At 46.6% G+C, this 21078-nt stretch carries 22 protein-coding genes; 2 read left to right on the top strand and 20 right to left on the bottom strand.

Annotation, left to right across the window (positions count from 1 at the left end):
- Nucleotides 1-8 precede the first annotated feature (8 nt).
- Nucleotides 9-1301: an ABC transporter substrate-binding protein gene (locus tag AC1TPC_RS10280; protein WP_482066764.1), complete on the bottom strand. Its 1293-nt coding sequence runs from the start codon at nt 1299-1301 to the stop codon at nt 9-11.
- A 299-nt stretch (nt 1302-1600) separates the two neighbouring features.
- A complete protein-coding gene (locus AC1TPC_RS10275; protein WP_482066763.1) occupies nt 1601-2932 on the bottom strand; it encodes a PhoH family protein in 1332 nt (443 codons plus the stop codon).
- Between the two features lie 119 nt (nt 2933-3051).
- On the opposite strand from AC1TPC_RS10275, the gene AC1TPC_RS10270 reads away from it, so the two are divergent.
- Nucleotides 3052-3582, top strand: coding sequence for a YhcN/YlaJ family sporulation lipoprotein (locus AC1TPC_RS10270; RefSeq protein WP_482066762.1), 531 nt, complete (start codon nt 3052-3054; stop codon nt 3580-3582).
- A 48-nt stretch (nt 3583-3630) separates the two neighbouring features.
- Here AC1TPC_RS10270 and AC1TPC_RS10265 read toward each other — a convergent pair whose 3' ends face one another.
- The 7 genes from AC1TPC_RS10265 to AC1TPC_RS10235 all read right to left on the bottom strand — a co-directional run bounded on the left by AC1TPC_RS10265 (nt 3631) and on the right by AC1TPC_RS10235 (nt 8974).
- Nucleotides 3631-3873: a hypothetical protein gene (locus AC1TPC_RS10265; RefSeq protein ID WP_482066761.1), complete on the bottom strand. Its 243-nt coding sequence runs from the start codon at nt 3871-3873 to the stop codon at nt 3631-3633.
- A gap of 79 nt (nt 3874-3952) precedes the next feature.
- Nucleotides 3953-5002 carry an LCP family protein gene (locus AC1TPC_RS10260; RefSeq protein WP_482066760.1) on the bottom strand — a complete coding sequence of 350 codons (1050 nt, stop codon included), beginning with the start codon at nt 5000-5002 and terminating at the stop codon, nt 3953-3955.
- Nucleotides 5003-5019: 17 nt separating this feature from the next.
- On the bottom strand, nt 5020-5292 hold the full coding sequence (locus tag AC1TPC_RS10255; protein ID WP_482066759.1) for a hypothetical protein: 273 nt from the start codon (nt 5290-5292) through the stop codon (nt 5020-5022).
- Nucleotides 5289-5600 carry a YlaH-like family protein gene (locus tag AC1TPC_RS10250; RefSeq protein WP_482066758.1) on the bottom strand — a complete coding sequence of 104 codons (312 nt, stop codon included), beginning with the start codon at nt 5598-5600 and terminating at the stop codon, nt 5289-5291. The genes AC1TPC_RS10255 and AC1TPC_RS10250 overlap by 4 nt, the downstream gene beginning before the upstream one ends.
- 178 nt (nt 5601-5778) lie before the next feature.
- The gene (gene typA, locus AC1TPC_RS10245) at nt 5779-7620 is read right to left on the bottom strand and encodes a translational GTPase TypA (RefSeq protein ID WP_482066757.1); all 1842 of its coding nucleotides are present in this window, start codon (nt 7618-7620) and stop codon (nt 5779-5781) included.
- Between the two features lie 40 nt (nt 7621-7660).
- The gene (locus tag AC1TPC_RS10240; protein ID WP_482066756.1) at nt 7661-8143 is read right to left on the bottom strand and encodes a hypothetical protein; all 483 of its coding nucleotides are present in this window, start codon (nt 8141-8143) and stop codon (nt 7661-7663) included.
- Nucleotides 8144-8311: 168 nt separating this feature from the next.
- Nucleotides 8312-8974: a TerC family protein gene (locus tag AC1TPC_RS10235; RefSeq protein WP_482066755.1), complete on the bottom strand. Its 663-nt coding sequence runs from the start codon at nt 8972-8974 to the stop codon at nt 8312-8314.
- Between the two features lie 136 nt (nt 8975-9110).
- On the opposite strand from AC1TPC_RS10235, the gene AC1TPC_RS10230 reads away from it, so the two are divergent.
- Nucleotides 9111-9806, top strand: coding sequence for a TerC family protein (locus AC1TPC_RS10230; RefSeq protein ID WP_482066754.1), 696 nt, complete (start codon nt 9111-9113; stop codon nt 9804-9806).
- Between the two features lie 39 nt (nt 9807-9845).
- Here the strand turns inward: AC1TPC_RS10230 and thiI are convergent, their stop codons facing one another.
- The 11 genes from thiI to AC1TPC_RS10175 all read right to left on the bottom strand — a co-directional run bounded on the left by thiI (nt 9846) and on the right by AC1TPC_RS10175 (nt 21022).
- Nucleotides 9846-11066, bottom strand: a complete 1221-nt coding sequence (gene thiI, locus AC1TPC_RS10225) for a tRNA uracil 4-sulfurtransferase ThiI (protein WP_482066753.1) — start codon at nt 11064-11066, stop codon at nt 9846-9848.
- 2 nt (nt 11067-11068) lie between these two features.
- The gene (locus AC1TPC_RS10220) at nt 11069-12226 is read right to left on the bottom strand and encodes a cysteine desulfurase family protein (RefSeq protein ID WP_482066752.1); all 1158 of its coding nucleotides are present in this window, start codon (nt 12224-12226) and stop codon (nt 11069-11071) included.
- An 84-nt stretch (nt 12227-12310) separates the two neighbouring features.
- Complete coding sequence (locus AC1TPC_RS10215; RefSeq protein WP_482066751.1) at nt 12311-12985, bottom strand: lytic transglycosylase domain-containing protein; 675 nt, start codon at nt 12983-12985, stop codon at nt 12311-12313.
- 215 nt (nt 12986-13200) lie between these two features.
- Nucleotides 13201-13803 carry a nitroreductase family protein gene (locus AC1TPC_RS10210; protein ID WP_482066750.1) on the bottom strand — a complete coding sequence of 201 codons (603 nt, stop codon included), beginning with the start codon at nt 13801-13803 and terminating at the stop codon, nt 13201-13203.
- Between the two features lie 173 nt (nt 13804-13976).
- Nucleotides 13977-14681, bottom strand: coding sequence for a YwaF family protein (locus AC1TPC_RS10205; RefSeq protein WP_482066749.1), 705 nt, complete (start codon nt 14679-14681; stop codon nt 13977-13979).
- Nucleotides 14682-14739: 58 nt separating this feature from the next.
- On the bottom strand, nt 14740-15438 hold the full coding sequence (locus AC1TPC_RS10200) for a response regulator transcription factor (protein WP_482066748.1): 699 nt from the start codon (nt 15436-15438) through the stop codon (nt 14740-14742).
- Complete coding sequence (locus AC1TPC_RS10195) at nt 15431-16834, bottom strand: sensor histidine kinase (protein ID WP_482066747.1); 1404 nt, start codon at nt 16832-16834, stop codon at nt 15431-15433. The genes AC1TPC_RS10200 and AC1TPC_RS10195 overlap by 8 nt, the downstream gene beginning before the upstream one ends.
- A 22-nt stretch (nt 16835-16856) precedes the next feature.
- Nucleotides 16857-16955 (bottom strand): DUF6081 family protein, encoded by a 99-nt coding sequence (locus AC1TPC_RS10190; protein WP_482066746.1) that lies wholly within the window; start codon nt 16953-16955, stop codon nt 16857-16859.
- Between the two features lie 168 nt (nt 16956-17123).
- Nucleotides 17124-18167 carry a hypothetical protein gene (locus AC1TPC_RS10185; protein ID WP_482066745.1) on the bottom strand — a complete coding sequence of 348 codons (1044 nt, stop codon included), beginning with the start codon at nt 18165-18167 and terminating at the stop codon, nt 17124-17126.
- The gene (locus tag AC1TPC_RS10180; RefSeq protein ID WP_482066744.1) at nt 18164-19945 is read right to left on the bottom strand and encodes an HSP90 family protein; all 1782 of its coding nucleotides are present in this window, start codon (nt 19943-19945) and stop codon (nt 18164-18166) included. Before AC1TPC_RS10180 ends, AC1TPC_RS10185 begins: the two co-directional genes overlap by 4 nt.
- A gap of 306 nt (nt 19946-20251) precedes the next feature.
- Nucleotides 20252-21022, bottom strand: coding sequence for a DUF1836 domain-containing protein (locus AC1TPC_RS10175; RefSeq protein WP_482066743.1), 771 nt, complete (start codon nt 21020-21022; stop codon nt 20252-20254).
- Between the last annotated feature and the right edge of the window lie 56 nt (nt 21023-21078).

Here is a 21078-nt window from a genome sequence, read left to right as displayed (position 1 = left end):
TTTTGGGTCTATTCGCCTTGAACGGCGAGTGAATCAACATACGGCGTAATTTGGAACGTCCCTTCGGAAAATAATTTCCACATCCGCTCCCGATACTGCCATTTCTCTGGCCACATCGGATCAGGCTGCGGCAATTCATTCTCCTCCCGCTTGGCAATCAACACCTTCTTCCACCAGGCAGGCGGTATTTGGACTGGATCATTTTGCAGTGAGCTGTTGAATGTATACAAGGAAGCTCTAGCCGGCAGCTGCCCCGATCGATCGTAAGTCATCTGCTGGTTGTCCACGTCCGTTATTTCCCTGATCCACAGCATCGCTTCTTCTTCCACATCGCTGCTTGAGGAGATGGCATAGCTATGCCCATTTAACCACGGGGAATAAATATGATCCCGATCGACGATCAGCTTATTTCGCAAACCTTCATTAAAGCTCTCATAGTCATTCCAAGGAATAATAGCAGCGAGCAGGCTATCGCTTTGAAATGATGCATTAAATTGATCAATCGCATTATTTTCGATCCGGCTTATATGCTGTTCCATATTTTGAAACCATTCAAGCTGTGCCGTTTGCATCTCGTTTAAGGGCTGCATATTCAGCAAGTTAGATTGGTCCGTGTCGAATGTAGCCTGCCAAACAAGCTGCTGCAGCAAATTGCCTGCGCTCCAATTCACGATGCTTGCCTGTGGATGAAGCTCGATAATCTTGGCAGCTGCAGCTTGGTATGATGCCCAGTCGGATGGCGGCCCCTTCAAGCCTGCCTCCGCAAGCAATACACCGCTCCATACGACAACATACGGATTCACATCCCGCGGTACCCCCCACAAATATCCGTTCCATTTGAGCGGGTCGAGAAGCCCTGTCATCTGATCAGAGAGCGTATCCCCTGTCATCACACTGTCAGCAGGCTTTAGAAATCCGCGAACCGCAAACGGTCTGACCCACCCATTATCGAGCAGCATTATGTCAGCAGATTCCCCCTGTTGGCTTTGAAGCACCCACAGGCTATAAGCGTCATCTTTGGCTGGCTCATTGGTTAGCTTAACTTGTATATGAGGATATTTCATCATAAAATTCCGATTTAGCTCCTGCAGCTGAAGAAACTGCGAATTAGGCAAGGAAACGTTTACAAAAATGTCGGTGAGCTGATCGATAACAACCTCGCCCGGTACGGGCTGTTCATTAGATTTCTTGTCCGGTTTTCCAATGCTGGCTTGATCTATATTGCGCGAGTAAGGGATAAGCAATAGTGCTGCTATCAGTAACGTACCGATCATAAACGGCACATATTTTCTGGGAGTCACAGCGTTCTTCCTTTCATCCTTGAATCTACTAAAATAGGATAACAATAAATTCAAGGTTTGTCCAAACGAACCTGTAAATCTAATGGTCATTAGCAGCAAATGTAAATGAGCCTATAGGATGCTTTTAATGCACTGACTGCATATCGGGAGTCCTATGAACAGAGATAGTACCAGAAAAAGAAAAACGAGCTCTTAGAACTGCTTCTAAGGCTCGTCGGCATATTGATTTATCTCCACAAAAACTTACATTTCTTAAAAATAAGGCTTTTACAGTGCCCCATAATAGCGGGTCGTTCTGATTACAGTAAATCAGCGGCAAGCTGTGCAAGCTTAGAGCGTTCGCCTTTCTCCAGCGTCATGTGTCCGCTCGTCCCTTCGTTTTTGAAGCGCTCCACGAGATGCGTCAATCCGTTGCTGATTGAATCAAGGTACGGATGGTCAATTTGCTCCGGGTCGCCCATTAGGACAATTTTACTGCCTTCGCCAACCCGCGATACGATCGTTTTTACTTCATGCTTCGTTAAATTTTGCGCCTCATCAATGATGATGAATTGGCCTGGAATGGACCGGCCACGAATATAGGTGAGCGCCTCGACCTGAATGCTCCCCATACCCATCAATATTTTGTCGATGTCGCCTGCCTTCTTCGTATCGAACAAATACTCCAAATTATCATAAATCGGCTGCATCCATGGACGCAGCTTCTCTTCCTTCTCTCCTGGCAAATACCCGATATCCTTGCCCATTGGAACGACAGGTCTCGCGATTAGTAGCTTCTTGTACTTATGCTCATCCTCCGTCTTCAGAAGGCCTGCTGCAAGCGCTAGAAGCGTCTTCCCCGTCCCTGCCTTGCCCGTAAGCGTTACGAGCGGGATATCGTCGTTTAGGAGCAGCTCAAGCGCCATGCGCTGTTGTGCATTTCGGGCAGTGATGCCCCAAATCGGATCATTGCTAAGATATAACGGCTCAAGCCTCGCTCCATCTTGGCTAACCTTTAGCAGTGCAGACTTTGAAGTGCCCATTTCATCGCGTAAAATAACAAATTCGTTCGGATTTAAGCGAATGTTCAAGTGCATGTTGTTCACGGTAAGAAAGCGGTAGGTGTAAAACTCATCGATGACTGCCGGATGCACATAAAGCGTCATATAGCCCGCGTAGAAGTCAGACGATACAACGACTCGATCCGATAAATAATCCTGTGCCTGCAAGCCAAGCACATCAGCCTTAATACGAACAAGTACATCCTTGCTTACAAGTACGATGCTTTGCTTCACAGGCTCATTCTCTTGCTCTATGTGGTAATTCAGCGCAACCGCCAAAATCCGATTATCGTTTGACATTTCACCAAACATTTCCTGAACGCGCATAAAGCTGCGGTGATTTAATTCCACCTTGAGGATGCCGCCGCTCGGAAGCTCAATACCTTCATGCAAATGGCCCTTTTCACGCATCTTATCAAGAAGACGTGAAATGGATCGGGCATTTCGACCTAATTCATCAGCCAACCTCTTCTTCGAATCGATTTCCTCCAACACAACCGCGGGAATTATGACTTCATTATCATCGAAAGCAAAAATCGCTTGCGGATCATGAAGCAGCACATTTGTATCGAGCACGAATATTTTTTTCATGAGAACCCTCCCGGCGTTGGATATTCATTAGAGCCATACATAGCAAATCGCTGCTGCGGGTAAACTATGATTCACTGGTGACTTTTAGATTTTTCAACGAGAAAAAAGAGGTGGCAAACATGTTCAAATGGCTAACTTCAGCGATCATTGTTGCGATTGTAGCGACAGGCTGCGGCACCGTCGCACGTAATGAGACATCACCCTCTCCACAAAATAATGACCAGGTGAAAGCTCAGCAAACTGAACCGCGAAAAAAGGAAATTAAAGATTCAAAAAAGGTTGCGGCACATCTGGAGCAGTTGGCCAAAGAAATTGACGGCGTAACGAACGCGCACTGTGTCGTGTTCGGAAATACAGCAATCGTCGGAATCGATGTAGATGCCAAGCTGGATCGCTCAAGAGTCGGTACGATTAAATATTCCGTCGCCGAAGCGTTTCACAAGGATCCATACGGCGTAGACGCATTAGTTACTGCGGATATGGATCTTTCCCAACGAATTAATGAAATAGGCACTGACATCAAGCGCGGCAGACCGATCGCCGGCTTCGCAGAGGAAATGGCCGATATCATAGGAAGACTCATTCCGCAGATACCGCGTGACGTTAAGCCGATTGAGCCCGAGAAACAACAAGCTCCTAAGGATGAATAAGAAATTGTAAAGGCCCCCTGAAGGCACAAAAAGCCTAGTGAGCAATCACTAGGCTTTCTTCAAGGCCGCGGAAACTTGTACAGCTAAAGCATCCGCAACAAAGTTCTTATTCGATTTGTCGCAGACAAGGGTAGTGGACAAGCACGCGGCGTTATCCATCGCGTCCCTGTATTCCATAATGCTCGAGGTCAAACTGTCAGATACCGCATGTAGTTCGCGCAGTTGAACGATAGGCTGCTTTAGCAAATTCTCGATCGCTTGCTCAGATCTTGGGTATTCGGCATTGGTCATTCGCATGACCTCCTTCTGAACAGATTCAAATTGGCCTCTGTAGCATTATTATATCCATAATATTAGTTGCAGTCTACGGTTATTCAGCCATTTTTGCCTGCAAGGCAGCCCGAGCTTCATCAAGCTTCGCTTCATCGAGATAAACATAGGGACTTCTCCATGTTCCTTCAAGCGGAATAAACGTAATATCATTGCGGCCCATGCTCATATATTCAGCAATCATGTTCTTGATTTCTTTGGAAGGCATATCCATTGTTAAGTTTTTGCCGACAGCCTCGAATACCGAACCAATCTTCGTTACACCATCCAAAGATTTCATTTTGTCTGTAAGAGCGCCAATAACTTGGCTTTGTCTTGCATTGCGGTCAAAATCGCTGGACATATTTTTACCGTTGTTGGATTTGCGATACCGGACGAAATCAAGCGCCTTCTCGCCGCTCAGCAGTTGAACGCCTTCCTCCAAATCGATATTGGTGCCGTCTGCAGAATCCTTATACTTCATTCGCATATCAACATCAACTTCCACGCCGCCCAGTGCATCTACAACATCTGCGAAGCCCTGGAAATTAATTACCGCGGAATATTTGATGTCAATATTGAAGAGCTTGCTCATGACATTGCGGACCTCTTGCTTGGCATCAGCATAAGCCGCTTCTTTATTCAGATCCTTCTTATTAAGCGCGTTCATATAAAAATCAGCGTAAAAGCTATTGGCTTTGCGTTCTCTATAGCCTTCAACATCGATGCTCGAATCACGCGGAATCGTAACGATCGTTGCCGATTTGGAATTCGGGTTAAATACGGCTACCATCATGACATCCGTGTTCAAGCCGCCTCCATGAGAACGCGAGTCAAGGCCCATCAACAGTAGAGCAACTGCTTTCTCCTTAACCGATTCTCCTGCGGGTATTACTACCTCATTACCGCTAGGTGCTGCGATTTTATCTACGGCTTCATCCGCCTTAAACACCAAATAAGCTAAAGCCAAAACTATTAGGATAAGCACCGCAAACAGCATCACAAAGATCGTTTTCCAAACCGAGCGTTTTTTGCGCGGCTTTTGTTTTTTAGCTTTTGCTGATTGACGCGCTCCCGCCCTTGGAGGTAATTCCGTTGAACCCTTGCTCATATGTGCCACCTTCAAGTTCAGTTGTATTTTGGATTTGATTCAATGTCCGTCAATAGCTGCTCGCAGGCCTCGCGAGGATAGAACTGCAGCTTGGCGCGGTCATCCTTCTCGTATTTCAAATGTATCATCGTATCGTCAATCTTCGTTATGACAAAGCTCGACAAGCCATGATCCTCTGACAAAATTTGCTCAAAAAAAACGAGCGTGTCGAGGGCTGCTTGATCATCTTGCCTGGCATCCGCAACCAGCTTAATTTGCAGCCAGTTAAAAAGAGCGTCCTCTAGCTTCATTTGCCTGATTCCGCATTCTGAGGGGCATTGTCTCCGGCCTTGTTGCCCTTCCACTTGTCATACAATTGTCGCCCGCGAAGCATGAGCATCATTAGAACCGCTACTCCCATACATTGAATGATCGGAAGTTTATCTACCTGCAAAATCATCAAAACAAAGGAGCCAAACGCAATCAAAGCGTAGACCAAAATCTCTTTCAACAACGGCAGCTTCTGCTGAGCACGAAACACTTTATTGAATATGTATATCGTAAAGCCAAGAATGATCAAATAAGAAATCAGCTTATGATCGCTTAACCAAGCCTGCATGCAGCATACCTCCTTCTCCATTGTTAACGGCCTTCGCCGCATTTTAGTTGCACAGCAATCGTTTCACTGTGAAATGTAAGTGGGATTATAAGTTATTAACTTATAATCCCACTTATATTTTAAAGAAAACGCAAGGCTTTGCGCGAGCAAAACCTTACGTTTGTTAAGTGACTGGCTCTTAAACGCTGGCTTGTGCGTTTTTGCGGTTTTTGTCCGCACGTTCGCGCTCGCTTTTGTTCAAAATTTTCTTGCGCAGACGAATCGTCTTCGGCGTGATTTCACAATACTCGTCATCATTCAAGTACTCGAGCGCTTGCTCAAGCGAGAACAGGCGAGGACTTTTCAATGTAACGGTATCGTCTTTACCAGCAGAACGAATGTTGTTCAATTGTTTTACTTTACAGATGTTGACGATGATGTCATTCTCACGAGTATGCTCGCCAACGATCATGCCTTCATAAATTTCAGTACCCGGCTCCAAGAACTGAATTCCGCGATCCTCTACGCCCATCATGCCGTAGAATGTCGATGTTCCGTTCTCACTTGCTACCAGAACGCCTTGGTGACGGCCGCCTACGCCAGCGCCGGCTAGTGGACCATAGCTGTCGAAAGCATTGTTCATGATGCCGTAGCCGCGTGTCAAAGTCAAGAATTGTGTACGGTATCCAATCAAGCCGCGTGCAGGAATTCTGAATTCCAAACGAACTTGGCCATTGCCATGGTTGATCATGTTAAGCATTTCTGCTTTGCGTGTTCCAAGGCTCTCCATAACAGCGCCCATGCTTTCTTCAGGCGTGTCAATTAGTAGACGCTCGTAAGGCTCTTTCTTCGAACCATCAATTTCCTTGATGATAACTTCAGGTTTGGATACTTGAAGCTCGAAGCCTTCACGGCGCATGTTCTCGATCAGAATCCCAAGGTGAAGCTCACCACGGCCGGAAACGACAAATGCATCCGGGCTGTCTGTTTCGTCAACGCGAAGCGCTACATCTGTCTCAAGCTCTTTGTATAGACGCTCACGAAGCTTACGGGATGTAACCCATTTGCCTTCACGGCCCGCAAAAGGACTGTTGTTGACAAGGAAAGTCATTTGAAGCGTAGGCTCGTCGATTTTTAGAACTGGCAAAGCTTCTGGCTTCTGAGGATCAGCAATCGTCTCACCGATGTTGATTTCACGGATACCTGCGATTGCGATGATATCGCCAGCGCCTGCTTCCTCAATCTCAACGCGCTTCAAACCTACGAAACCGAACAGCTTCTCAATTCTTGCTTGTTTATTGCCGCCTTCACGAGTCATTACTGCAACGGTTTGGCCTTGCTTGATGATGCCGCGGTTAACGCGACCTACTGCAATACGGCCAAGGTACTCGTTGTAATCAAGCAATGTTACTAGGAATTGCAATGGTTGTTCAGTGTCCTCAGTTGGCGATGGGATGTTGCTGACGATTGTTTCGTATAGAGCTTCCATGTTCTCATCTTGTTTCTCAGGATCAAGACTGGAAGTACCCATTAGCGCAGATGCATATACAACCGGGAACTCAAGCTGCTCGTCATTCGCGCCTAGCTCGATAAATAGATCAAGAACTTCATCTACAACCTCTTGTGGTCTAGCGTTCGGACGATCAATCTTATTCACGACAACGATTGGCGTCTGGTTCGATTCAAGCGCTTTGCGCAAAACGAATTTCGTTTGCGGCATACAGCCTTCAAAAGCATCAACGACCAAAAGCACGCCGTCAACCATTTTCATAATACGCTCAACCTCGCCGCCGAAATCAGCATGTCCAGGCGTATCTACAATGTTGATCAAATAATCTTTGTAGTTGATTGCTGTGTTCTTTGCCAAAATCGTAATACCGCGTTCACGCTCTAGATCGTTAGAATCCATTGCGCGTTCCTGTACTGCTTCATGATCGCGAAACGTACCTGATTGTTGAAGCAGCTTGTCAACCAACGTTGTTTTACCGTGGTCAACGTGGGCAATAATAGCGATATTTCGTAAGTTCTCTCTTGCTTGCATAACTTGTAATCCACTCCAATTGTTTTTTATTTAAATCTTGTTACCAACGTCTGCGCTTGCTTAGCATCATCCAAACACCTGCCGCAATTAGTGCAACAGCAATCGCATAAATCCCCCAGCTCCACAAAAGTACTAAAATAACGAACACGGCCGATGCGGCAGCAAGCGCAATCGATGCCGTGAGCACAACACGCGGTCTGGATGAACCGAACAAATAATATTCGTAAAGGCCTGCTGCTACGCCAAAAATAAACAGCGGCCACAAATATTTCAAGCTATCCCATCCAAAAAGGTTGCATACGACAAACAGCAGGGCATATACGACGAGCATTCCGCCTGGTACAAGCACGACCGCAGGAACTAATCGCCCGAAGTAAAGAACATGCAGAAGCACTCCAGGAATCAACACGAGCAGCGGCCAGAAGATAGCGCCCAAAAAGCTGAATACACCTAACTTGCCGAACAATATTACGACCCCGGCTAACAGCAAAATAATTCCAGCGGAATATTTGTTATTAGGCATTTGCGCTTCCGCTCCTTACAACGCCAATCGCATATCTTGACGAAAGACGACAGTTTTTATCTATATTAGTTTAATGGAACTGAGGCAAAAATACCAGTACGTAGCGAGGGTATAAGCAAAAAAAAACCGTCCCTCAATATTTTGAGTAAACGGGGCATGTCATAAACATTATAAAATAGGCTTTTTTTTGACAACTGCTAACGCAATTACAAGCGGTACGCAAAGAAGCGGAATCGCTTCGGCAAGCGTTTTGGAGCCGTGAAAGAGCAGTTTGTCGAGGCCGGGATCATGCATAAGCATTTCTCCAGCCGCATAGGCAAGCAAAGCAGCTCCAATATAAGATAAGGCAGGGAATTTTTGCAGTAGTGTCCCGAGCATCTGGCTTCCCCAAATGATCATAGGAATGCTCAGCGCGATTCCGAGCAAAATTAGAATTGGATCGCCATCAGCGACAGCAGCAATTGCCAGAACATTATCAAGGCTCATAATGAAATCAGCTACTACGATCGTCCAGATCGCTTGACCGATCGTCTTCGCTTTTTTTACAGAATGTGAATCCTGTTGCCCGCCAGCCTCTGCGAGCAGCTTCACTGCGATATAGAACAGCAGCAGAGCTCCGATTGCTTGCAAATAAGGCACCTGCAGCAGCTTTATGGCTACCAAAGTTAAAATGCATCGCAGCCCTACTGCAGCGAGTGCCCCCCACCAAACGGCGCGCTTTCGCTGCTCTGGCGGGAGCTGACCGCTCGCCATGGCGATAACAATAGCATTATCTCCGCTCAGCAATACATTAATTAAGACGATTTCGATAAATACAATAACGCTGTCCAAGCTGCATCCCCCCTCTTATCAGAGGTATGAACAAGCTATGAAGATTATGTCCAAAAAATAATGAATCCATCTTCACCAGCAAGCGTATTTATTGGAGACTTAGGAATTCCTGTTTATGGAAGGGGAGAGATTTCTTATGGAGCTATTTTCAGTCGAGTTTTTCTCCGCCCTGCTGACCATCGTTTTCATCGACCTTATTTTGGCCGGAGACAACGCCATTGTTATAGGGCTCGCAGCACGGAACCTGCCGAAGGATCAGCAAAAGAAAGCCGTCATGTGGGGAACAGCCGGTGCAGTCGGTATTCGAATTATTGCCACCTTGCTCGTCGTTCAGCTCCTTAACGTTCCTTGGCTAAATCTTGTAGGAGGCCTCCTGCTGATATGGATCGCATACAAGCTGCTCGTACAGGAAGATGCCCATGACGGCATTAAATCAGGCAACACGCTTTGGCAATCGATACGGACGATTATTATTGCCGATGCGGCGATGGGAATCGACAACGTTATCGCGGTTGCAGGTGCAGCACATGGCGATACGCTTCTGGTCATCCTTGGATTAATTATTAGTGTACCCGTCGTTGTATGGGGCAGCACGATCTTCATCAAACTAATCAATCGTTTCGAATGGATCGTTTATGTCGGTTCTGCGGTGCTTGCTTATACGGCTGCCAAGATGATAACGCATGAAAAATCATTCAAAACATTTTTCGAAAATCAGCTGGTCTTCTGGACATTCGTTGTCATTATCGTTGCTATTACGATTATTGCTGGTTTATTGACTAATATGCGCAAGAAAAAACAAGCACAACAAGAAAGCAGCGAATCCCTTTGACGGGATTTCTGCTTTTTTTATCGCTTTATCATTTAATTGCTAGAACCAGCTATCCTCGCCTGCCGTTTGTACGGATGTCTGAAGCTCAGGAGTAAGATGCAGCAGCTCTGTTCCTTCTACTGCATCCGCAAGCAATTGCGAATAATTAGGAATGAGCGCCTCAAGCTTCTCTACGATTCTAAGATTCGGATTCGTGGTAGGCGATTTTGGCAAAAATAAGGTACAGCAATCCTCATAGGGCAAAATCGACGTCTCAAACGTTCCGATTCTCTCCGCTAAACGTATGATCTCATGCTTGTCCATCATGATAAGCGGCTTAAGCTGCGGCAGCTCCGTTGCGCGGCCGATTACGTTCATGCTCGGAAGTGTCTGGCTTGCTACCTGCCCCAAGCTCTCACCCGTCACGATGCCATTCGCACCGCTGCGTTCAGCCAACTGCTCTGTTATGCGAAGCATAGCTCTTCTCATCAAAGTGATGATCAGATTATCGCTTTTGGCTTGAACCAAAGTCGTTTGGATTTCAGTAAAAGGAACAAGATGCAGCTTGATTGGCTCGCCGCTGAAATAAGACAAGCGCTTTGCAAGCTCAATCACTTTATCCTTCGCCTGATCGCTTGTAAACGGGTAGCTGTGGAAATGGACTGCTTCCACCTCCAGTCCCTTTCGCAGCGCCAGCCAGCCTGCTACAGGACTGTCTATGCCGCCAGAGAGCAGCAGCATCGCTTTGCCGTTCGAGGCGAACGGAAATCCGCCTGCACCGGGTATAACGTCGCAAAATATATACGTCGCTTCCTCTTGAATATCGACTCGCAATTCAATATCAGGCTTGCTCACATTCACTTTCAGTCCAGGCAAAGCCTGCAGCACAAATCCGCCAACCAAATGATTCATCTCTTGCGAATTATGAGGAAATGGCTTCCACGCACGCTTGGCGCTTACTTTAAAGGTTGCCGGTTTCTCTGGCAGCGCCTGCATTAGTGCCAGTGCGGCAGCCCGAATTTTCTCAAGGTCCAGTTCTGTGCTGATAACCGGACTTAACGAGACGATGCCAAATAAATCCTTCAGTCGATTCGCAACAGGCTCATGCGCATGCCCATTCAGCTTAACAAACAGGCGCCCAAAGGATTTGAAATAAGTAATATTGTCATAAGGGAGCAATGCTTGCTTCACTTGGTCAAGCATTCGCTTCTCAAATTTATTACGATTTCTTCCCTTTACCATTAAATCTCCGTAACGGAGCACAATTTGATCATAATGCAAGTTTAAGTCAATCTCCTCTCAAGCGGCTTCAATTGCTTAACGACATGACGCAGCGCCACGCCTAAAGCATCTATATCCCGCTCCTCGTGTTCATCCCCAAAGCTGATTCGCACCCCGCCCGCAGCCTGCTCGCGGCTCGCTCCAATAGCGAGCAGCACACGGCTCGGTTTGTCGTCCTTGGAGGAGCAGGCAGATTTGGTTGAAGCCATTATACCATGCTGCTCAAGCATATGAATGATGACCTCAGGCTTCATGCCCGGATATGAGAAATGAAGAATATGCGAAGCAGAAGGCTCAGCCCCGTTCAGCTTAAGCTCCGGCATTCCCTCAATATGATGAATGAGCTTTTGCTTCAGCAGCTTCATACGCCGTTCTCGCTGCTCCATGGATTCAAGCGACATCCGTAGCGCCTTGGCGGATGCAACGATGCCTGGCACATTTTGCGTGCCGGCGCGATAACCGAATTCCTGCGTGCCTCCCGTAAGCATAGGCTGCAGCGCAACACCTTCTCGGACATAGAGAAAGCCAACCCCTTTTGGACCTCGCAGCTTATGAGCCGAACCGCTCAGCATGTCAATCCCAAAGTCCTCGATGCGAACCGGCAGCTTGCCGATGCTTTGCACGGCATCAACATGAAACAACGTCTTCGGATATCGCTTGAGCAGCCGTCCGATTTCCTCTATTGGCTGAATCGATCCGATTTCATTGTTGATATGCATAACGCTAACCAGAATCGTGTCGCCGGTCAGTGCCTCTTCCAATTGCTCTAAACGAACATGTCCTGATTCACTGACCGGCAAATAAGTGACGCGGTACCCCTCTTGCTCCAGCTGCGCAAACGACTCATAGACGGAGGCATGCTCAATCTGTGTCGTAATCAAATGCTTGCCTCTGCCAGCATATTGGCGCGCTGCACCTTTTATCGCTAAATTGTTGGATTCGGTTCCGCCTGATGTAAATACCCAATTCCCTCTAGTCGTTTGCAACTGCTCTGCAAGGAGTGCGCGCGAGCGTTCAATTAATTTATCAGCATCAGTGCCAGCGCGGTGAAGGGATGAAGGGTTTGCAAATTGCGACTTCATAACCTCCATCATCGTGTGCACGACTTCTTCATAAGGCGGCGTTGAAGCACAGTGATCAAAGTATAGCATCGTACTCATGTCTCCTTTCCAAAAAAGAAAAAGATCATCGATTGCTTCCGCCTGTGTGGCAGAAAACCAAATCGTGATCTTATTGCTGCCGATTTACTTGGCTTGAAGCACTTTTGCAACATATCGCTGCGTCTCTTCCGGCAGCGCCTCAAGATTTTCGATAAGCTGCTCGTTGGTCTGTATGCCTGTTCGATCAACGCGGCCAGGACCAGCATTATAGGCTGCCAAGGCAACCTGTTCATTCCCGTTATACTTCTTCAGCAGCAGCGATAAATATTTGGTTCCACCTTCAATGTTCTGCGCGGGATCAAAAGGATCGGTGACGCCAAGCCCTCTTGCCGTTCCATCCATCAGCTGCATTAAACCCTTAGCGCCTGCACCGGATTGCGCATCCGAACGGAAGCCGGATTCGGTCTTGATGACCGCTTGGATCAAGGCAGGATCTACGCCATACTTGGCGGATGCTTGCTCGATGAGCTCGTCATATTCGCTTGGTGAGCTGCTTGCTTCGCCAAGACTGCTGTAGGAAACATTCGGAAGACTGCTTAGCGTGGAAAGCTGAGCTAACGCATCTGCCGGCAGTATAGGAGCAGCACTGCCATTTCCAACCGAGCTGTCGGACATATATTGAGATAATAGCGTATCAAATAAGGAAGCAGAGCCATCGCCCGCCGTCGCTTGCAATGGATTGGCTGCTGCTTGCAAATTCAAGCTTGGAGAAAGCTGCAGCTGCAATAATGTTTTAATAATCCGAGGGTCGATACTCATGATTTCCTCCCAGCTGTATCCATTCGTATATGCGGTCATGTTCACTTTATGTATATCGGTTTTTATTGTACATGTTTTTAGAGCAAACAGCCAGTGTCCCAATATTGTTCTCCCCATTTAACCAGTTTTATTGGAGTGTTGCCCAAATTAAGCATAAAAAAGCCGAGCAGGTCTTGGAAACTCCTGTTCGGCTCTTTTTCCGTATTTTCACAATTTTACTTAAATACCTTCACGCGCTGATCGATCGGTTGAAACGTTTTCTCCCCAGGCTCCGCTGTCGGTTTGCCGAAAGGCATTTGCGCAATCAGCTGCCAAGAATCAGGCAATGACCATGTTGATCTAACCTCATCGTCGATTAGTGGATTGTAATGCTGAAGCGAAGCGCCAAAACCTTCCTTCTCAAGCGCAGTCCACACCACCAATTGATGCATGCCTGAGGATTGCTGCGACCAGATCGGGAAATTTTGCGCATATGCCGGGAAGCTTTCCATTAGGCCGTCTACTACCTTTTTATCTTCGAAAAATAAGACCGTGCCGTATCCGCTTTTGAAGGAGCCCATTTTTTGCTCAGTAGACTCGAATGAATCTGCAGGAACGATAGCTCGAAGCGTATTTGTTGTAATATCCCATAGCTTATCATGATTTTCGCCAAGCAATACGACTACTCGCGCACTTTGTGAGTTGAAGGCTGATGGCGTGTGCTTAACTGCCTCATGAACCAATTCTACAATTTTCTCATCGGAGATTACAGCTTCTTTGCTAATGCCGTAATATGTGCGTCTTGCTTTAACTGCGTCCAAAAATGCTTCTGATGTCATTAATTCTCCTGCCTCTCAAATGTCTTGTTTCAGCCGATTTGCGATGCTATAACCTTCTGCTAAAAAGTTAGCTGGTCAAATCGAGATTTTTAATTACTTTATGTTAGTTACTTTATTATATATTGTTTCAGTTGTCAAACCAGACGATTTCATTATCCCCATCGGCAAAAGAATTATGTCTCGCTGGATGTCTGTTCAACGATGTGCACTAGCCAGACGATCGCGTATAGCAGTGTGCATATGGCAAACACGATGACTTCAAGCTGCAGCAAATACCAAGGCCATGGCGCCAGCAGATCAAGCAAGGATGCTGTACCGGGCTTCTGCGCCAAAAACATAAAGTTAGTTGTCCCCGTGGCGACGTTCGTAATGGCTGCCGGCACGGCGAGCACATGAAGCCAAACCATTGCTTTCAGGACAGAACGAAAGGTTGGACGGTATCGCTCCACGGCCATAATAAACAAAGCAGCACCAACGATTCCGATATGCGCGATAAAGAAATGAAAATAACGGAAATGAGGAAACGTTTCGTCTAAATTGGGGGTCAAAAGCGCTTGCAGAGCCCCCATGCTTCCGAGAAAGAAAACGACGTCGTAAAGATTTTTTTTATTCGAAAATAACATTAACCCACTAACAAGCACCATCAGGCTGCAAAGCTGAAAGGGCAATGAGTAAGCTCCCCACCTATGATCCAGGAAGTAGGATAGCTGAAGGGAGGCTTCGCAGACGATTAACAGTATCGCCAGCCCATAACGTACTTTTCGGTTTACCGCCGGCTCCCTCATAGGCTTGCGAAATACGATAATGCCGATAAATACAATAATGGCCGCTGACAATCCGGCAAAATGAGCGGCTGAAAACATCTCAAACACCATCATAAAACCCTCCCTTCTCTTTCTATTATGAAAAAAATGGCACAAAAAAATAGTACCAACATTATCTGGTACTATCCTCGTCATTCTTCTTATGGAATAAGCCCATTTCTTTCACTTTATTGGCAGCTTCGCGTGATCCGGTCAAATTCAGCTTCTTTAAAATATGATTGACATGGTTTTTGACGGTACGGATCGATACGACCAGCTTGTCGGCAATTTGCGGCTGCGTATAGCCTTGATCAATCAGGTCAAGCAGTTGAAGCTCCGAAGGTGTGATCAGATCGCCCAGCTTCTTTACTTCGAACTCTCGCTCAAGCTGCTTCAGCCGCCGGAATTCCTCTCGCATCCGATCTGCAACGGCTGCGTTGATCGGAGATTGGCTTCGGAAGGCTGACCTTACGGCATTAGGCAGGCTTTCAAAATCCGATTTGATTTGATAATCGATAGCTCCCGCTTGAAAGGAACGGAAGATGAGCTCCTTCTCCTCCATGGATGTCAGCATGATGACTTTCGCTCCAGTAGATACGGCAGCCTCCTCGGCAAGCAGTACGCCCTCCGGTCTGCCATCCAGCATAATGTCCATCAATACAACATCCGCCGGGATCGATTGCTGTTTGCCCGCAAGGAGTGCTTCCCTTACCTCCTCCGCTCTGCTCGCCGTCCAGACGACGCTGATATCCGGCTCCTTGTTTAAATACGCCACAAGTCCGCGAAGCCAATCGGGATCGTCCTCAACGATCCATACCCTAATATTATCCATGAGCTTCTCTCCTCTCGGCTTCTTTCTCCGCCGCTCGTTCTGCTTGCACGCTTCGTTTAGGAAACGTCATGTAGATGGATGTGCCGACACCCGGCTTGCTTCGAAGCTCCAGCATACCCTTATGCTTGCGCATGACGTGATACGCATAGGGCAGTCCAAGTCCAAAATTGGTGTCGCTTCCGCTTTTTGTCGTATAGAAAGGTTCAAGCACCTTCGTTAGTTCGCTCTTGATCATGCCAGGGCCTGTATCTCGCACCTCGATAACGAGCTCCCGCTTCGTCTCACTTAAATGGATATACAGCTCGCCGTTGTTCTTCATCGCCTCCAAAGCATTCGCAATGATATTGCCTAATGCCTCCCCTACCTGTGCCGGATCAATACGGCAGCTCCATCCTTCGATTAGCGAAGCATGGAGCGTGATATTGCCAAGAACAGGTTGGTATCCATTCATCGTTTGCTCGATTAACGCTGCCAAATCCGTTGCTTCAACGCGCAGCACCAAATCCTCTGTTCGGCGATGAACGCGCTGGAGCATCTCTTGCATATGCCTAGAGGCATGAAGCACCGTCTCAATATCGGCTAGCAGCTCTTGCTGATCTGTTTCGATCGCATAATCCTTCATTTTCTCTGAAAATAGCCGCATTTTGCCCGCGTCGTTCTTAATCGCATGATTGAGGATGGCCGTACCCGACGTGACCGCTCTGAGCGTAGAATCGTATCTCCGCCGATCGATATTGACCCGCACACCCATAAAGCCGTATGTGAATAAACCAATGACAAATACCGTTACGCCTAAACCGACTATCCATGTATTATAAACCCACATGCGCAGCATGCCGAAGCTTGGCAGTACGTAATTCATAACCATACAGAACATGACCGGAGGCAGCACTGCCGAGCAGATGATCCAATGCGTACGAGAGAAGGAGGCATGCAGCTGTCGCTTAAGCAGAATTTGGACCGCGCCATAAATAATGTAAGGCACTGCCCACCAGGCTACTATTTTGAATGTAATGGGGTACATTTCCGTGTAGAAGGGCGTAAATATAATGCACAATACGATGGGTATAAGCAGCAAAAAAGGCAGGAGCTGCTGCAGCCGCTTCGATAGACGAACAGGTCGATAAGCGACGGCGAACAGCGCGAAGGAATAAGGCAAGCCATAATAAGAAGCCAACGAAGAGACCGCTTGCAAGCGATAGAGGAGCTGCTGCGCTACCTCATTCATTCCCGCATCCGCTGCAGCAGGAAGCCATTGCATATCCAGGACGGCGGCAAGCGCTCCCGCCCCTCCGCTGAACGCTACTGCGCCTAACCAATGATTAATGGATGCTTGCCGGTCTGAGAGCCATATAATGGCTGCAATAGCCCATAGTGCAACAAGAACGAACAACATAGCGCAGCTCCTTCACAACAGCTTACTCTTTAATTTCAATCGTTATTGGCAACCATTCTGCAATAACCGTCTGGCCATGCACGGACACACTGCCCGCTGGCGTCAAATCCTTCTCTGTCATAATGCCAAGCGCAACCGTTCCGTTGATTGAGCAGCAGAATCGGTGCCATTATAATAATCCCACAGATCGTTAATCATATTGGAGAACAAATGAGCCACTGCCTCTCTGATGACTTAAAATCGTTAGTTCAATTGAACCACTTCCATTTGCTTTCCGTCAACCGATGGGTCAACTGTTGCTCAACTTTTGGACTTGTTTCATTCTCTGTTTTAACAGCTCCGTGCAATAATTATTTTCGTTTCTCCGGTCAAAAGCTTGCGCTAATGACTTGGCATCTTGCTCGATCATTTCATAAGTAATCTTGCTGCCCACGTTCAGCTTTCTGCGACGTTTTTGTTCATGCCATTTCATTAGAAAAGCTTGCGCTGAGCTCATATATAAGAAACGATCCCATCCTACTTTAGTTTCCATTGCATAAGCGATTGTTTGCTCGAACCACTTTGCCGCTTTATGGATATCCGTTGCCGTATAGTAAGCGAGAAAGTTGCCATATTCTTCTAAATAGCCTGGTCCCTTCAGCAATCGCGCACCTTTTTTCGCTATCTTCACAGCCTCTTCTGCTTGCCCGGTCTCAAGCAATGGGAGCAGAAGATGGCTGTACGTATTTTGCGGAATTGATTTGCAAGTCATTCGGCCATCCATTATGGGTCTCATCGCTTGCAACCCGCGTCGATATCTGCCAGCTGTGAAGTGATAATAACCAGAGCTGTTCTGTTCACAAGCGCTGCAATCTGACATGCCATCCCTTGCCGTTTTACGCCATAGGTCATAATTCAGTTGAGCAGCTTCCATATCGCCACGGGATAGCGCATATCGATGAAGGGTTTGAAAATAGGGACGCAAGCTGTGACCGTATTGTAGGCATTTTGCCTTGAAATCATCAATAATGGCTTGGATTTGGGCTGCACCAAATTGCGGAAAACGCCATATCTGATTAACAAACCATTTATAATGCCAAATGATTGAGAAGCTGTAATACGTGGAAGGCTCCTTCTCAAATTGCGTCAGGCACCATGCAAACGACACGAGAAATCTTTCTTGAAAGCCGGAATCAAGCGCAGCCGATGAATAGGACATGCGGGAATGATACGCATCCTCTTTGGACATATACAGATCAGCAATTCGAATGGCTTCCTCCAGCACCGCAAGCTTCTGCTTCCCTTCAGGCAAACTCCAAGCGTCACTTCGCAATTGATCATATCGCTGCTTCATGACTTGCTCTCACCTGCCTGACTCAGTCCAATCTCAAGCACCTGTATGAACGACTGGTTCATAAGATTCAGCCCCTCCGGACCTAGTGGATAATTGCCAAGGAGCAAGGCTTGCGTGTACACGATCTCAATGCATAACTTCTGCATATCTTCATTTTGACTTATCATCGCCTTATAAATAAGCGGGTTGTTGAAGTTATAACAAAGTCTGGCCATTGGAAGCTCATACATTTCATGAATGACGACATCAATGATATCTGCAAACAAGTCATTCGCCGCTTCCTTCGTCTGCTCAGCCATGCGCAAAAAATTCACTTCATCATTCGTGTTGTACAGTGCCGCTAAGTCAGCAGGCTCGAAGCGTTTTACTACGCTTCTGCATTGATACGGGGCCAACAATCGGTCCGACAGCTCCAAAAACGAGCGAACGACTTCCAGCTCACCGGCAGAAACATCTTGAAAATAATTAGAGAAATTGATCGGGTCGAGCACAGATGCCTCGATGTTCTCATCAAGCTCGGAAAGCTTGCGCACCAGTTCAAAATCATGCACATAGCCGCCATTAATAACCATCACCTCTTGCGCTTTAGCTACCCGCGCGACTTGCCTGAACTCATCAAGTGTTGAGGAGACGATGATCTGTCGGGTTTGCGCCAAAATATCACTCATCTTCATCATGCCAAACGACGTCTCGAAGGATAAGGATCCAATAAACAGTCGGTAAAGCTCCTCGTCCTCGACAGCCATCGCTTTAAGTGAGTTATAGTGGATCCGGACCATTTTTTCGAACACGTCCGAATTAGTCTCAGATAGCTCGATCAAATATCGCTTAATGCATTCACCTAGCTCATCCTTTACCGAATAAAATAGCTCATTTTCCATAAAAGCTTCACGGGACGCCGTTGGCCTTAACCCATTGGTATTGATTATGCAGGTAACAAAAAAAGCCCAATCCGGCAGCAAACTATTGATTTGGTCCGAGAGCAGCATTCGCTTCGCATATACTTTATTCTTCTTCTCCGCTTGCAGGCTAACGGCATAAGGCAGAATATAGGCAACGCCCTCAAGCTCGCCAATGACCGATTTTATCGGGATAGCATCCACAAAGTTCTGATTCATTTCATACTCGCCAAATTCAAGCGCTTCTTGTTTATTCATCAACCAAGGAGGGGTATCTTTATTAATCGTTATGTTGGCGTTCTGCTCGGATAATTCTATCGGAACAGGCAGAAACTCACCATAATGTGTCATCAACTCCGATAATCGATCCCATTCGTAGTAATCCTCATAACCTTCCTTACTCGTTAAAAACACAGTAGTTCCGATCGGCGCATCCTTCTCAAGCTTGCGAATGGAGTAGGTCCCGTCTGGCCGCCCTCTCCACTCCAGAGTATCCCCTTCAAGCGCAGAGCGGGTTATGACAACAATCTCTCCGCTGACAACGAAGCAGGAAAGCAATCCTACGCCAAACTGCCCGATATAATCATCCGCTGCATCCAGTTCCTCACGCTTCGAGGTGCTTCCGATTTGTGCTAAAAAACGATGGATTTCCGATTCAGTTAAACCAATTCCATTATCATGGACCGCAATCGTGCGAGAAGCATATAGCTCTATCGTAACGCGGGCATCAAAACGATGGCCGAGCCGATTGCGCGCCGTTATGGCGTCAACGCCATTTTGCAGCAATTCCCTTACGAATACGCCGGGATTCGAATATAAATGTTTGGAAAGAAGTTCAATCATGCCTTGTAAATTAACTTGAAAATTCAAATTGCTCATCGTATCCCCCATAGAGGTTTTATTTTATTTGTTTAATTCCACCATTCAATTCGGCATTTCACTAGGTTATCCTTCTTTTACATTACAAATTGGCGATTTATCCAAGTGCTAGAAATGATATTAAAAACGCCCAGCACAAGGCTGAACGGTTAGATGGAACAATAATTCCTTAATTACACAATAAACACACATGCTTTCTCCTTCGCTTTCGGCAGATATTTCTTGTCCATTTCGATGAGCTGCTTCTCTAAGAAAAACACAAAAAAAGCTATCCAGCCACAGGAGGCGGACAGCTTTTGAACTAATTTACTCCGGATTAAGAAATAGAGTAGCATTGCAATACCGCCTAGATAAGGAATGGAAATAGGACGTTTGTATCGAAATGACGGCGACAAGCAAAATATTCCGAATCGCTTCCCGCTGGTTGTCCGTTAAATTAGGCAATCTGCTTGCAAATTGATTCGCTGATGAACGAATAACATGCTCCGTCAATGAATCCTGATGGGGATGTTCCTTCAAATGGCCGGAAATATCGAGCAAATGATCGTTATTTGCGTCCAGTTCCTCAAACATACTCGTATAGGATGCATATAATTCAATAGGTCCAACTAAATCATCGGACTCATCCTCCGGCTTCTTAAATACGATCTCAAACAGCTTGCGAATCGATTCAAAATCGAGATTTGACTTTAAATCATCGATGATAAACAATAACGCAGCTTGGTTTAGAGAATATTTTTTGCCCGCCTTCGGACAATCAAAATAAGGTTTAAAATCTCGCTTTACCCAGTTTTGCATGGAGGTAATCGACAGATTTGAATATTCGATCAGCTGGCCGAGAGCAGCAATTTCGTGAAGCGAAAAGCTTTTGAGCTCATTGCCTTTGATTAGCTTCTCTATAATCGGCGGCAGCAGCGTGGATAGAAATGCAGGCAGCCCTGTTCCCTTTTCCAAATCATATTGATGCGTCTTCGTCCATGCGGCTTGCAGCACCTGAAGCGGCTTTAAATTATACTTTCCATCTAAAGCAAGCAGCAGGCAAGCCATCTCTTTTCGAGTAAGCGTAAAGGATTCCATATCCCTTCCTCCTCGCGCTTTCGTCATACGTTCAATTTCAAGTTCATATGAACTCA

The organism is Paenibacillus sp. Y280 (assembly GCF_056786335.1).
This window is presented reverse-complemented; position numbering and strand designations above follow the sequence as displayed.